Raw genomic sequence first — 12746 nt, 5'->3', positions numbered from 1 at the left:
CGGTGAGCGCGTCGATGTAGTTCTCCAGGCCCCACTCCATCGAGAGCGCGGTGGGAGGCGAAATTGCGGCGACGTTCTCGACGCCGACGATCTGCGCGATCGTACCCGCCTCGTTCTGCGGCAGCAGCTGCCCCTGATCGGATGCGAGGAAGGCGTCCATCTGCTCCTGCGTGTCGGCGTAGAGCACGAGCACGTCGCTTTCGACGCTGTCGAGTTCTTCCGTCGCGATCGTGCTGTAGAACGGCGATTCTCCCGTGTTCAGGTCGACGAGCGCGGGGGCCGAAGCGAAGCCGAGGTCGTACGAGAACTCAGCACGGGCATCCGCATCCGTATACACGAAGAAGGTGTCGCTCGACTCGAGGGCGCTGATGATCGTGACACCGTCGAACTCGGGATGCGCTTCCGCTTCTGCCGCGATGAGGTCGTCGATGCCGGTCAGCAGCTCGTCGACCTGCTCCGTCTTCCCGAGTGCTTCACCGACGATCGCGATGACCTCGCGCCACGGTGTCGCCCACGCTTCTTCCGGGTAAGCGATGACCTTGAGCCCCATCTCCGTCAGCTGGTCGTACTCCTCCTGCGTTATGCCGGAGTACGGCGCGAGGAAGACCTCGGCGTCGAGGGATGCGACCTGTTCGATCGGCACCTCGCCGGTCGACGAGTCCAGCATCGTCGGCGTCTCGGCGCCGAGCTCGTCGAGACGTTCGGAGATCCAAGGCAGAACGCCCTCGTCATCGCCGCCGTAGGGCTGCGTCGGCATGGCCACCGGTACGGTGTCGAGCGCGACGGCAGCATCCGCCGCTCCCCATCCCCACGTGATGACGCCGCTCGGCGCCTCCTCGATCGTCGTCTCGCCGAAGGCGTGCTCGATCGTGACGGGGAACGCGCCTTCCGACACCGAGTCGTGGGCCGTCTCGTCTCCGTCGGTGCCGCCATCGTCGCTCGAGCATCCTGTGAGCACGAGTGCGCTCGCTGCGAATGCCGCGACGACAGCGCCTAATCTCTTGGACTTCAGCATTGCCGGAGTCTCCTTTCCTTTGTTATGAAGCCTTGGACTCCGCGCCGGGTTTCGGCACGACCATGGGTGTTCCCGTCAGCGGGTCGTCGATCACGATCGCCTCGAGTTCGAACGCTTCCCGCAGCACATCCTCCGTGAGCACGTCGGCCGGCGGGCCCTCCGCGAGGATGCCGCCCTGCCGCATCACGACGAGCGTGTCTGCGAAGCGAGCGGCCAGGTTCAGATCGTGCAGCACGGTCACAACCGTCGCGCCGCGTTCGAGGCGCTGGGCGGCTAGAAGTTCGAGCACCTCGAGCTGATGCGTGAGATCGAGGAAGCTGGTCGGCTCGTCGAGCATCAGGATGCGCGGCGTCTGCGCGAGCGCCATCGCGATCCAGACGCGCTGCCGCTGCCCTCCGGAAAGCTCCCCGACCGGGCGTGCCGCGAGCTCGATGAGATTCGTCGCGGCCATCGCCGAGTCGACCGCGTGGGCGTCATCGTCCGAGAAGCTGCCGAACAGTCCGCGGTGCGGGTACCTGCCGCGTGCGACGAGCTCGGCGACCGTCAGTCCCTCGGGTGCGGACGGATGCTGCGGCAGCATCCCGACGACGCGGGCGAACGCCTTCCGCGGCAGCAACCTGGCGTCCTCGCCATCGAGGAGCACCGTACCGTCGAGCGGGTTCAGGATCCGGGCGAGGGTCGACATCAGCGTCGACTTGCCGGATCCATTCGCCCCGAGAAGCGCCGTGAACGAGCCGGGCCGGATCGTGAGGTCGAGCCCCTCTGAGATCTTCACGCCCGAATACCCGGTCGTGAGTCCGCTAGCGCTGAGAGCGGGTGCATCGGTCACGTGCGTTGTCCTTTCGGTCTGGCCAGCAGCCACAACAGGTAGACGGCGCCCACCATGCCGGTGACGATGCCGACGGGAACGGACTTCCCCAGTGCATACTGCGCCGCAAGGTCCGAGAGCGGCATGATGACAGCGCCGACGAGTGCCGACGCGGCGATGACGGCCGAGCCGCGGCCGACCATCCCCCGAGCGATTGCGGGTGCGGACAGCGCAACGAACGCCACGGGGCCGATGAACGCCGTCACGGACGCCGCGAGGAAGACCGCCGTGACCAGAATCCAGGTGCGTGCGGAGCCGACGGCAACACCGAGCCCCGCAGCACGTTGCTCACCGAGTTCCAGCTGCGGCAGGATGCGCGAGGCGGCGAACACGAGCGGCGTCGCGACCGCGAGCACCGCCAGCAGAACCCAGACGTCGCGCCACGGAGTCGCGTCGATGCTGCCCGTGATCCAGCGCAGTGCATCCTGCGCCCGATTCAGCTGCGCGCGCTTGATGATGAATCCGACGATCGCGATGCACACGAACGCGATACCGACGCCGGCGAGCACGATGCGATAGGAACTCGCGCCCTGCCGGCTCGCTGCGATGAGCAATATGCCTGCGATGACGCTGCCTCCGAAGAACGCGGCGCCTACGAGCGCGAACCCGGTGAGGCCGAAGATGAGCGTTCCGGCGACCGCCGCGACGGATGCTCCTCCCGAGATGCCGAGCAGTTCGGGGCTTGCGAGCGGGTTGCGCAGCAGCGATTGCATGATCGCGCCGGACACCGCAAGGCCGACACCGCAGGCGATCGCCATCAGCAGTCTCGGCAGGCGAACGTTGAACACGATGTACCGGTCGCGGTCGGACCCGCCGCCGGTGAGCGTATCGAGCACTTCGAGAATCGTCAGCGGGTAGTCGCCGATCACCATCGTGGCAGCGATAACGGCCACGAGCGCGGCCGCGAGCGCCGAGCAGACGACAAGCGAGCGGTTCCGAGTGCCGTGCAGCACGGCTCGTGCCGGCGATAGCGTCATAGCGTCACCATCGTTCTGCGCAGCACGATGCCGACGAGCACGGGGGCGCCGATGAACGCGATCACAAGACCGACCTCGACCTCTCCCGGCGCGAGCACACGGCCGACGATGTCGGCGGCCAGCACGAGCGCCGCTCCGAGCGGAATGCCGATCGCGATGATCCAGCGATAGTCGACACCGACGATCGCGCGGAGCACGTGCGGCACGACAAGGCCGGCGAACACGATGGGGCCGGCGATGGCCGTCGCCGAACCGCAGAGCACGACGATGAGCACGGCCGCGAACAACTGCGTGGCGCGAACCGAGTGGCCGAGTGCACGAGCGGTCGACTCACCCATGGCGAGCAGGTTGAGCCCTCCTCCGACCGGGATGCTGACGAGCACGCCGACGATGATGAGGGGTGCAACCCAGATGACCGACTCGAGGTCACGGCCGGTGAGCGACCCTACCGACCAGAAGCGGTAGGTGTCGAGCGCCGTTGTCGCGGTGTTCAGAACGTACATGCTCACCGCGGTCAGCCCCGCGGTGACCGCCGCGCCCGTGAGCGCGAGCTTGACCGGGCCTCCGCCATCCCTGCCGCGAGTTCCGATCGCCATGACGAGCGCGGCGGCGAGCGCAGCTCCGACGAGTGCGAAGAGCGTGAACCCGCCGGGGTTCGTGATGCCGAGCGCCGTGATCGCGATGAGCACCGCAACGGATGCCCCTGCGTTCACGCCCAGCAGGCCCGGATCGGCGAGCGGATTACGCGTCAGGCCCTGCATGAGAGAACCCGCGACGCCGAGCGCTGCGCCCGCGAACACCCCGATCACAGTGCGCGGAGCCCGCTGCTGCAGCACGACGCTCGCGTCGTTGCTCTCGGTGTCTGCTCCTGTGAGAATCTGCAACACGGTGGCAGGGTCGACGTCGCGGCTGCCGATCGCTAGGCTTCCCAGCGTCGCGAGCATCAGCAGTGCGACCGCAACGACGGCAGTTATGACGCCTTTTGCGGCCGTGGTCACGACTGTCGTTCCGCCTGACCGTGCCGCCAGTACCCCATGAATGCCACGCGCTTGCGGTCGACGCCCTGCTCGCGCACCAGCAGTCGCCGGATGGTCTTGATCGCCATCGACTCCCCCGCGATCCACGCGTAGAACTCGCCGTCGCTGTCGGCGGGGCTCTCCCAGAGCAGCTCTCGGTCGACATCGACAGGGTCGAGCTCCTGCTGCACGGGAGCGGCCGCTGCCGCAATAACGTCTTGCGCGCCCTGTGCCCACTGACGAACCGCGTCGATGAGCAGTGCACCGTGGTCGGCATCCTTTCTCGGAATCCAGCGGATGCTCGCACTCGCGCGCGTCTTGATATCGAAGACGTCGCCGGCGTCCGGCACTTCGATGAAAGCGTCGACGCTGAACTCGGGCCCGAGCTGTTCGAGGATGCCCGCGATCGCCGGCGCCGCCGTCTCGTCGCCCGCGAGCAGCACGCGCCTGGCGGTGCCGGGGTGCCAATCGCTGCCCGAGGACGAGAACTCGGACTGCTCGTCGGGGGCGACGATGACGAGCTCATCGCCCTCTTCGGCGCTCTGCACCCATGCGCTCGCAGGCCCGCCATCGCCGTGGAGCACGAAGTCGATGTCGATGGTTCGCTGCTCCTGGTCGGGGTAGCGGATCGTGTAGGTGCGCATGCATCCGCGCTCTTCGAGCGGAAGCTCGCGCCAGTTCGCGTACCAGTTGCCTGAGCCGATGCAGGTCTCGTCGCGCTGCCCGAAGTCGCCGAGTGGTGCGTCATCGCCGGGGATGACCAGTTTGACCCTTTGGTCGAGACCCGTGAGGCCGACGGTATCGAACTCGTCGCAGCCGAACGTGACGCGGAGGATGTTCTCGGCGATGAAGCGTTTGCCCATCATTCTGGTGACGAAGGGGCGGTACGCGGGCCTCGTGGGTGTCTGCTGAACGGTCACCGCACAAGGTTAGGCTAACCTAACCGGCTTTGTCGAGCGGTAGGCAGATCGCGCGCAAGTCGCCACAATGGAAGTGCACGACAACGCAGAGGAGGAAACCATGACCTACGATCCCTATGCCGCGCTTCCGGACGTTGCCGAATTCACCGTGACATCCACGTCGTTCACCGACGGGGCTGCGCTGCCTGCGCCGCAGGTGAGCGGCGTCATGGGTGCGGGAGGCGAGGACAAGTCACCGCAGCTTGCCTGGTCGAACGCACCGGAAGGAACCAGAAGCTTCGCACTGACGTGCTTCGACCCCGACGCCCCGACGGCCAGTGGCTTCTGGCACTTCGCAGCGCACGGCATCCCAGCGGACGTGTCGTCGTTCGACGAGGGTGCTTTCACGCTCGATGCGGTCGAGGCTGCGGTTGCCGACAGTGTGCGAGTACTTCGCAACGACGGCGGTGTGCGCGGATTCGTCGGAGCAGCACCACCTCCCGGGCACGGCGATCACCGCTACATGTTCGTTGTGCACGCCCTCGACGTCGAAAATCTCGACATCGACGAAAACGCGTCGCCGGCGCTGCTCGGCTTCATGTTGTTCGGCCACACGCTGGGCCGAGCGCGAATCACCGGCACCTTCGGGCGCTAGGGGGCGCGGGACCCGTGGCTCGCCCGTCCGCCGCGGAGCGTGTCACGAAATGTTGACGCTGCGGTCAACTGTCGCGAAATGCGGCCCGTACTGTCATCTTTTGCCAATGGGGCCGTTTTTCGTGACGCCTGCGTACGAAACATCCTGGGGATGGCTAGTCACAGCGTAACGAAACGCAACAATTGTGCGTTGGCATGCAACATACGAGAGACTGGCAGCTGCAGTTTTCAGCCGCCGAGCGGTCGCGGCGCTGCCTCAGGAGTTCCCTTGATCGATATCGAGCACGTTTCCCGTGTCTTTGGCACGGGTCAGAACGCTGTCACGGCGCTGCAGGATGTCTCCCTGCACGTCCCGGCAGGCAGCATCTTCGGTGTCGTCGGTCAGTCAGGTGCCGGAAAATCCACGCTGCTGCGCATGGTCAACGCCCTCGACCGACCCGACGCCGGGCGCATCCGAGTGAACGGGCAGACGATTTCGAACGCGGACCCGCGCGATGGCGGAGAAGCCGGCATCGTCGGAGCGGCTCTCGCCAGGGCACGACACGACATCGGCATGGTGTTCCAGCACTTCAACCTCGTCGGCAACCGCACGGTCGTGCAGAACGTCGAATTCGCACTCGAAGCAACCGGCACTCCCCGCGCCAGAAGACGACCGAAGGCACTCGAGATGCTGGACCTCGTCGGTCTCGCGCATCGCGCCGACGATCGGCCATCCCAGCTCTCGGGTGGTCAGCGGCAGCGCGTCGGCATCGCACGAGCCCTCGCATCCGAGCCGAGCATCCTGCTCAGTGACGAAGCGACGAGCGCGCTCGACCCCGAAACGACACGGCAGATCCTCGACCTCATCAAACGCCTGTCGCGCGATCTCGGCCTCACGGTCATGCTCATCACGCACGAGATGGAGGTCGTCAAGCGCATCTGCGACTCGACAGCGCTCATGGAGCACGGCCGAGTCATCGAGTCCGGCACGCTCGAGGAGCTGATCGGCACACGAGAGAGCCGAGTCAGCCAGCAACTCTTCCCGGTCGGCGACCATCCGCCGACACCGGGCAACTCGGTCGTCGACATCACGTACTCCGGCCTCGACTCGAACAACGCGGTGATCGCGCGAACGGCCCGTGAACTCGATCTCGACCTGTCGATTCTCGGGGCCGCGATGGAGACCGTCAACGGTCGCCAGATGGGGCGCACACGGCTCGCGATCCCCGGCGGGGATGCGCAAGCGCAACGGGTCGTGGATGCCGTCAGTCGCCCGGGCATCACGGCCTGGATCGTGCAGGAGGTCGCACGATGATCGACATCACCTCCCCCGACTTCTGGCCGGAACTGTTCTGGACCCTGCTCGCGGGCACCTGGGAGACCATCTACATGGTCGGCATCGCGATGATCATCACCCTGATCGTCGGCCTGCCGATGGGCATCGTCGTGGTCGGCACCGAGAAGGGGCGCTTCCTCGAGGCCCCGTTCGGTCAGCGGTGGATCGGTGCTGCGCTGCACCACAGCATCACGTTCATCGTGAACCTGGGGCGATCGGTGCCGTTCATCGTGCTGATGATCGCGTTGATTCCGGTGACGCGTGCGCTGCTGGGCAGTTTCGTCGGGACGGGGCCGGCCATCCTGCCGCTCACGGTCGTGGCGATTCCGTTCTTCGTCCGTATCGTCGAGATCGCGATCCGCGAAGTCGACCCCGGGCTCTTCGAAGCGGCGGAGTCGCTGGGCGCGTCTCGCTGGCTGACGGTACGCCGAGTGATCATGCCGCAAGCGACCCCCAGCATCATCCTCGGTTCCGCGACGACGCTGACGTCGATCATCAACTTCTCGGCGATGGTGGGCGTTGTCGGCGGTGGCGGTCTCGGCCAGGTTGCCGTCACCTACGGGCAGCAGCGCTACTCGTGGGTGCACATCGTCTTCGTGATTCTGATTCTGTTCGTACTGGTGCAAGCGATTCAGGGCGTTCTGACCGCGCTCGCGAAGCACTACGGCCTCCCCGTTCCGCGACGTCGCTGGTTCGGTCGCCGACGCGATGCCCAGGATGCGCTGCTCGCATCCGAAGCGAACATCCCGCACGAGACACCAACTGACCCCTCATTAGAAGGAGACCGGAAATGACCAAGCGCAACCTGCGCCGCATCGCCACCGCGATCACCGCATCCGCTGCCGTCATCGCACTCGCTGCCTGCTCGGGCGGAGCGGACGGCGGAGACGACCTCGAGACGATTCGCGTCGGCGCCCTGCCCGTGCCGGCCGGCGACATCCTGCAGTTCGTCGACGAGAATCTCGCCGAAGATGCCGGCATCAGCATCGAGTACGTCGAGTTCAACGACTACAACACACCGAACCCTGCTCTCACGGATGGCTCGAACGAGGCCAACCTCTTCCAGAACACCGACTTCATGGACACCTACAACGAGCAGGCCGGCGGCGACCTCGTGTCGGTCGGCGATGTGTACCTGCCCGCTGCGGCGTTCCACTCGCACGAGTACACGAGCTTCGACGACCTGCCGGACGGCGCGACCATCGCCGTGCCGAACGACCCGACGAACGAGGGCCGAGCGCTGAAGATGCTCGCCGCCGCCGGTCTGATCGAGGCGACGGACGACGTGCACAATCTCGACGGCGTGACCTCGAATCCGCGCGGATTCGAATTCCTCGAAGTGGAGAACGCGACATTGCCGCTCGCGCTCGACGACGCCGATGTTGCCTTCGTGACGGCAGCCTTCGCCATCCCGGCTGGACTCACGGCTGAGACGGCGATCCTGACCGAGACCGAAGACTCCGACTACTACAACGCTCTCGTCACGACCGCCGAGCTCGCCGAAGACCCGGCGCTGCAGACGCTGTACGAGCTGCTGACCTCACAGGAGACCGCCGACTTCATCAACGAGCACTGGGAAGGGCTGATCATCCCCGCAACCGGCGAGTGAAGTTGCGCCACGGTGATTGAATGGACTGGTGCAGATTCATAACGTCAACATCCGCGGCTTCGCTTCAGACAACTACTCCGGCGTGCACCCCGAGATTCTCGAGGCCATCGCAGCAGCCAATGAGGGGCATCAGTCCGCTTACGGCAGCGATGCGTACACCGAACGGCTGCAAGACGTGCTGCGTGAGCACTTCGGACCCGCCGCCCAGGGGTATCCCGTCTTCAACGGCACGGGGGCGAACGTCGTCGCGCTGCAGGCGACGCTCCCCCGCTGGGGTGCGGTCGTAGCGGCGTCGAGCGCGCACATCCACGTCGACGAGTGCGGCGCCCCCGAGCGGGTCGGCGGCATGAAGCTGCTGACGGTGCCTACGCCGGACGGCAAGCTCACCCCCGAGCTCGTCGATCGCGAAGCGTGGGGGTGGGGCGACGAGCACCGTGCGCAGCCCCTCACGGTGTCGATAACGCAGTCGACCGAGCTCGGCACCCTCTACACGGCCGACGAGATTCGCGCGCTTGCCGATCACGCGCACGATCACGGGATGCTGCTGCACGTCGACGGCGCCAGGCTGCCGAACGCGGCGGTTGCGCTCGAGAGCGGCTTCGCCGAGTTCACGACGGATGCGGGGGTCGACATCCTCTCGCTCGGCGGCACCAAGAACGGCGCGATGGGAGCCGAAGCGGTCGTCGTGCTTTCCGATCGCGTCCCCGACGGCCTCGTGTATCTGCGCAAGATGAACATGCAGCTGGCCTCGAAGATGCGGTTCATCTCCGCCCAGCTCGTTGCGCTCTACGGCGGCGACCTGTGGCATCGGAATGCCACGCACGCCAACGCGATGGCGGCCAGGCTGCGAACCGCTCTCGAGGGAGTCGACGGCGTCGAGTTCGCCCAGCACTCGCAGGCGAACGGCGTCTTCGCGCGCTTGCCGGAAGGGGTTGCCGACCGTGTACGCGAACACTTCTTCTTCTACGACTGGGATGCCGCCGCGCGCGAAGTGCGCTGGATGTGCAACTTCGATACTCGCGAAGAGGACATCGATTCGTTCGCTGCGCTCGTGCGGGACGCTGCAGGAGCCTAGCCACATTCACCGGGGATCCTGCCGGACTTCTTGCCACCGTGTGATCAGGAGCCTCAAGGCGATGCGGCGCGCATCGCTGCCGACGACGCCCTAACCGGGCTTCCCGGGGATCACGCGAACCACTCGCGAAGAGCTGCGGCTACCGCGGAGGAGTCTTCATAAGGAGACAGATGCCCCACGCCCTCGAGCGCGACGACATCCGGGGTCCCGGGAAGCCTGGACTGGAGCTCGTACGCCTGCCGAAGGGGAATCCAGGGATCGTCTCGGCCCCAGCCGATGCGCGTCGGACAACGCGTGTCGGCCAGAGCCTCTGCTACCGGGCGGGTGTCGGCGGCGCTGAGCGCGGTGATCTGTTGGTAGAACGCCACCTGACCAGTGGAGCCCAGCCAGGGAGATGCAAGTGCCTCAATGTCCTGAGCGGATAGATTCCGCGAGACAGCGCCGACAATGTATTCCTTCACCAGAGCGGAGTGGAGGTTCGCAGGAAGTTGAGCGAAGACGTCTGCGTTTTCTGCCACCAGCTGGAAGAAAGGCGACCCCCATGGGTCGAGCGTGACGACATCCCACAGGAACAAATCGGCGTACTCCATCCCTTGCAACAGGTGCGCTCTCAAAGCGACCGCGCCGCCGATATCGTGCGCGACCACATGGGGCCGTCGAAGACCCCATGTCTGTATAAGTGAGACCAGCCGCTGCGCCTGTGTCCGGATGTCAGTCGCCACTGCCGGTCCCTTCTCCGAGTCACCATAACCTGGCATATCCCAGAGGAACACCCGATAGTTCCGACTCAAGTCGCGCGCGACGCCGGCCCAGACCTGCGCGGACCATGGCGTGCCGTGACACAGGACGACGTCGCCGACCGCTGTGCTCGCCGGCGCCAGGACCCGAGTGGAGATCGATGTTCCGTCAACGACGATGGGAATCGGTTCAGGCAGCAACGGCTCGTGTGTCAGCATGGGATAACACTAGAACCTCAGGTCGACCTGAGGTCAAGACGGAAGGAAGTGCGTACTTGAAGATCGGGGAGGTTGCCAAGCGCATCGGCATCGAAGTTCACGTGCTGCGGCACTGGCACGATAAGGGTGTTGTCGTCCCCGACCGTGCCGAATCGGGCCATCGGATCTACACGGAGGAGCACATTCGCCGTCTCCGCATCGTTCAGTCCTGCCAAAGTGTCGGCATGAGCCTTGCCGAAATACGGCTGGTACTGCACAGGGACGAAAAGGGACGTGCCGAGATTATCGATCTGAGACTGCGACGGATCCGCTCACAGCGGGCCCAGCTGGAAGACGCGGCGAAGTTTCTCGAACATGTCATCGGCTGCACGCACGACTTCCTCACGCGATGCCCGGACTGCACGAGATACGCTTTGAAGGACCGGCCCGCGAACCGTGCCGGGTTCGGCCGAGGGCGCTAGTTGTTCTTGCTGTCCTTGGCCCTGATCAGGTCGAGCGCGAGCATCCCGCCGATGAGTGCGAGCTTCGCAGCGGGAGGCGTCGGCACGCTGAAGAGCAGCGCATAGCGGCTGTGGCCGAGAAAGCCTCGGCCGAAGCCCGCCCACTTCCGCGTCGCTTCAGCGACCGTGTTGCCGTCGATCGAGAACTGAATGTCGAAGTCGAACAGTCTGCCGTGCAACTCGATGACCGGCCCGTCGACGACTTCAACATCGATGCGTTTGCGAATGAACGTGAACCGCTTGCGCACGTTGGCCAGCAGTGAGCCGTCGCTGAAATGAATCTCGAACTTGTCGAAGCCGAAGTTCACGGGGTCGGTTATGACTGCGAGGGGTGTTCGATCGTGGTCCTGCAGCGTTAGCTCGCGACTGCCCATGAAGAATCTGCCCGCTGCCGAGCCGCCCGTTGCAACATGGCCGATGACCGCTTCGTGCTCGTCGAGGATGTCGAAATCGTTCGACATGAAATTCGTCCGTTGCTGCATGATCATCGTGTCGTGATCGAGAAGAGACGAAGGTCCGTTGTGCTCCATACGGCCAGCTTGCACGTTTCTAGCCGGGAAAGGCTGAGCGTCAGCCAAAAGGGCGTCGCTACTCGGCCGCGGGATTCTCGGTTTGCAGCTGCCGCGCTGTCTCGTGCACGGCCGCCTCAAGTGCCGTGGCAAGGTCTTCAAAGCCCAGCTCGGATGCTGCGGGCACGGTGCCGGGGTCGGTTTCAGCACCCGTGCTCGCCTCCCCCTCGGAGCGTACAGCGGGCACATGGATGAACGCGCCCGGCACCTCCAGCCCGGCAACGAGGTAGGCGATGTAGTTGCAGACGAACCTGCCGGCATCGTCGCTCACTTCGCTCGCTACACCGGCCCCGCGCACGGCATCGGCAATCGCTTCGACGTCCAGCGCAGACTCGCGGAACTTCGGGCCGTCTTCGAAGATCGGTTGCGCACGGGGCTGCAGACCCGCATTGTCGGGGATACGCGCATCCATATCGTTCACCGCTCGGGATTCGGGAGTCACGGACGTTCGGCCGCCGGCCTCACCGACCGCGAGCACGGCATCCGGCCGGTATCTGGCAACGAGTTCGTGCAGCACCGTGCCGGCGGTTCCGAACGTGACGGGCAGCGCCCCGGTCACGATTTGCACATTCTCGTCGGACCATCGGCCGTCGAGCATGTTGACCGCGGTGATGCTGGCGTTCTCGGTGTCGTCACCGAAGGGTTCGAAACCGGTTACGAGGATGCGCATGCCCACCATTGTGTCAAGCGATCGCCGATACGGCCCGCGGACTGTCTGGATGCTCCCGGCGGCTACGCGGGGCAGCCCGGATCATCCGGGAACGCTTCGCAATCCCCGCGAGTCAATCGCGTCTTCACCCAGTAGATACTGATCGGCACGTCATTCGTTGCGGTGGAGACGGTGCCCTGGACAACTACCTCGAGCCCATCGATCTCGACGATCGGCGCGTACTCGATCTCCGCCGAGATGACGTAGTCGCCGGGCTCACGATAGATATGCGATGTCACCGTCTCCGACATGTACTCGGCATCGCCCCAGGCAGCGCCCTGATCGTCGCTCGTTACGACCGTGCCGTCGCCGTAGTCGATCGTGATGCTCACCGGAATCCACCGGATCGTGACCGGCATATCCAGAATCTCGCCCTGGGTGGTCTGCTCGCCTGAATCGGAGAACACGTTCACCGGCTTGCCGACCAGGCCCCAGCCTTCGGGCTCGACGACGATGTTCGGCGCATCGGGCGCGAACCGCTGGACGTCTTCTATCGTCACGGGACGAACTTCCGGCTCGTCAGGGTCATCAGGATCATCCGGATTCGACGGATTGATCATGATGTAGCCATTTGTGGCGCAGTC

Annotated in this window: 15 protein-coding genes; 6 read left to right on the top strand and 9 right to left on the bottom strand. The window is 65.3% G+C overall.

The features are described from left to right. The 5 genes from Q0O95_RS10920 to Q0O95_RS10900 all read right to left on the bottom strand — a co-directional run. Nucleotides 1-1015: ABC transporter substrate-binding protein (locus Q0O95_RS10920; RefSeq protein WP_293698415.1), on the bottom strand; the 1015-nt coding region annotated here is incomplete at its 3' end. 22 nt (nt 1016-1037) lie between these two features. Next, a complete protein-coding gene (locus Q0O95_RS10915) occupies nt 1038-1844 on the bottom strand; it encodes an ABC transporter ATP-binding protein (protein WP_293698412.1) in 807 nt (268 codons plus the stop codon). Further along, the gene (locus Q0O95_RS10910) at nt 1841-2860 is read right to left on the bottom strand and encodes an iron ABC transporter permease (protein ID WP_293698409.1); all 1020 of its coding nucleotides are present in this window, start codon (nt 2858-2860) and stop codon (nt 1841-1843) included. Before Q0O95_RS10910 ends, Q0O95_RS10915 begins: the two co-directional genes overlap by 4 nt. Further along, the gene (locus tag Q0O95_RS10905; RefSeq protein WP_293698406.1) at nt 2857-3858 is read right to left on the bottom strand and encodes an iron chelate uptake ABC transporter family permease subunit; all 1002 of its coding nucleotides are present in this window, start codon (nt 3856-3858) and stop codon (nt 2857-2859) included. The genes Q0O95_RS10910 and Q0O95_RS10905 overlap by 4 nt, the downstream gene beginning before the upstream one ends. Beyond that, nucleotides 3855-4796, bottom strand: a complete 942-nt coding sequence (locus Q0O95_RS10900; RefSeq protein ID WP_293698403.1) for a siderophore-interacting protein — start codon at nt 4794-4796, stop codon at nt 3855-3857. The genes Q0O95_RS10905 and Q0O95_RS10900 overlap by 4 nt, the downstream gene beginning before the upstream one ends. A gap of 100 nt (nt 4797-4896) precedes the next feature. On the opposite strand from Q0O95_RS10900, the gene Q0O95_RS10895 reads away from it, so the two are divergent. The 5 genes from Q0O95_RS10895 to Q0O95_RS10875 all read left to right on the top strand — a co-directional run bounded on the left by Q0O95_RS10895 (nt 4897) and on the right by Q0O95_RS10875 (nt 9428). Continuing rightward, complete coding sequence (locus tag Q0O95_RS10895; RefSeq protein ID WP_293698400.1) at nt 4897-5430, top strand: YbhB/YbcL family Raf kinase inhibitor-like protein; 534 nt, start codon at nt 4897-4899, stop codon at nt 5428-5430. Between the two features lie 267 nt (nt 5431-5697). Then, complete coding sequence (locus Q0O95_RS10890; RefSeq protein ID WP_293698397.1) at nt 5698-6723, top strand: ATP-binding cassette domain-containing protein; 1026 nt, start codon at nt 5698-5700, stop codon at nt 6721-6723. Beyond that, entirely contained in the window at nt 6720-7538 is an 819-nt protein-coding gene (locus Q0O95_RS10885) for a methionine ABC transporter permease (protein ID WP_293698394.1), read from the top strand. Before Q0O95_RS10890 ends, Q0O95_RS10885 begins: the two co-directional genes overlap by 4 nt. Continuing rightward, nucleotides 7535-8353, top strand: coding sequence for a MetQ/NlpA family ABC transporter substrate-binding protein (locus Q0O95_RS10880; protein ID WP_293698391.1), 819 nt, complete (start codon nt 7535-7537; stop codon nt 8351-8353). Before Q0O95_RS10885 ends, Q0O95_RS10880 begins: the two co-directional genes overlap by 4 nt. A gap of 25 nt (nt 8354-8378) precedes the next feature. Beyond that, complete coding sequence (locus tag Q0O95_RS10875) at nt 8379-9428, top strand: low specificity L-threonine aldolase (RefSeq protein ID WP_293698417.1); 1050 nt, start codon at nt 8379-8381, stop codon at nt 9426-9428. A gap of 110 nt (nt 9429-9538) precedes the next feature. Here Q0O95_RS10875 and Q0O95_RS10870 read toward each other — a convergent pair whose 3' ends face one another. After that, the gene (locus tag Q0O95_RS10870) at nt 9539-10384 is read right to left on the bottom strand and encodes an alpha/beta hydrolase (RefSeq protein ID WP_293698388.1); all 846 of its coding nucleotides are present in this window, start codon (nt 10382-10384) and stop codon (nt 9539-9541) included. A 56-nt stretch (nt 10385-10440) separates the two neighbouring features. Here Q0O95_RS10870 and Q0O95_RS10865 point away from each other — a divergent pair, with 56 nt between their 5' ends. After that, the gene (locus Q0O95_RS10865; RefSeq protein WP_293698386.1) at nt 10441-10845 is read left to right on the top strand and encodes a MerR family transcriptional regulator; all 405 of its coding nucleotides are present in this window, start codon (nt 10441-10443) and stop codon (nt 10843-10845) included. Here the strand turns inward: Q0O95_RS10865 and Q0O95_RS10860 are convergent. The 3 genes from Q0O95_RS10860 to Q0O95_RS10850 all read right to left on the bottom strand — a co-directional run. Further along, on the bottom strand, nt 10842-11414 hold the full coding sequence (locus tag Q0O95_RS10860) for a hypothetical protein (RefSeq protein ID WP_293698384.1): 573 nt from the start codon (nt 11412-11414) through the stop codon (nt 10842-10844). The two genes, Q0O95_RS10865 and Q0O95_RS10860, sit on opposite strands and share 4 nt — an antisense overlap. 58 nt (nt 11415-11472) lie before the next feature. Continuing rightward, entirely contained in the window at nt 11473-12123 is a 651-nt protein-coding gene (locus Q0O95_RS10855; RefSeq protein ID WP_293698382.1) for a pyroglutamyl-peptidase I, read from the bottom strand. 62 nt (nt 12124-12185) lie between these two features. After that, a partial coding sequence (locus tag Q0O95_RS10850) for a hypothetical protein (RefSeq protein WP_293698379.1) occupies nt 12186-12746 on the bottom strand: 561 nt, incomplete at its 5' end.

The organism is uncultured Agrococcus sp. (assembly GCF_945915485.1).
Taxonomy (GTDB): domain Bacteria; phylum Actinomycetota; class Actinomycetes; order Actinomycetales; family Microbacteriaceae; genus Agrococcus.
The sequence above is the reverse complement of the archived record's forward strand: the minus strand, read 5'-3'. Positions and strand labels throughout refer to the sequence as shown.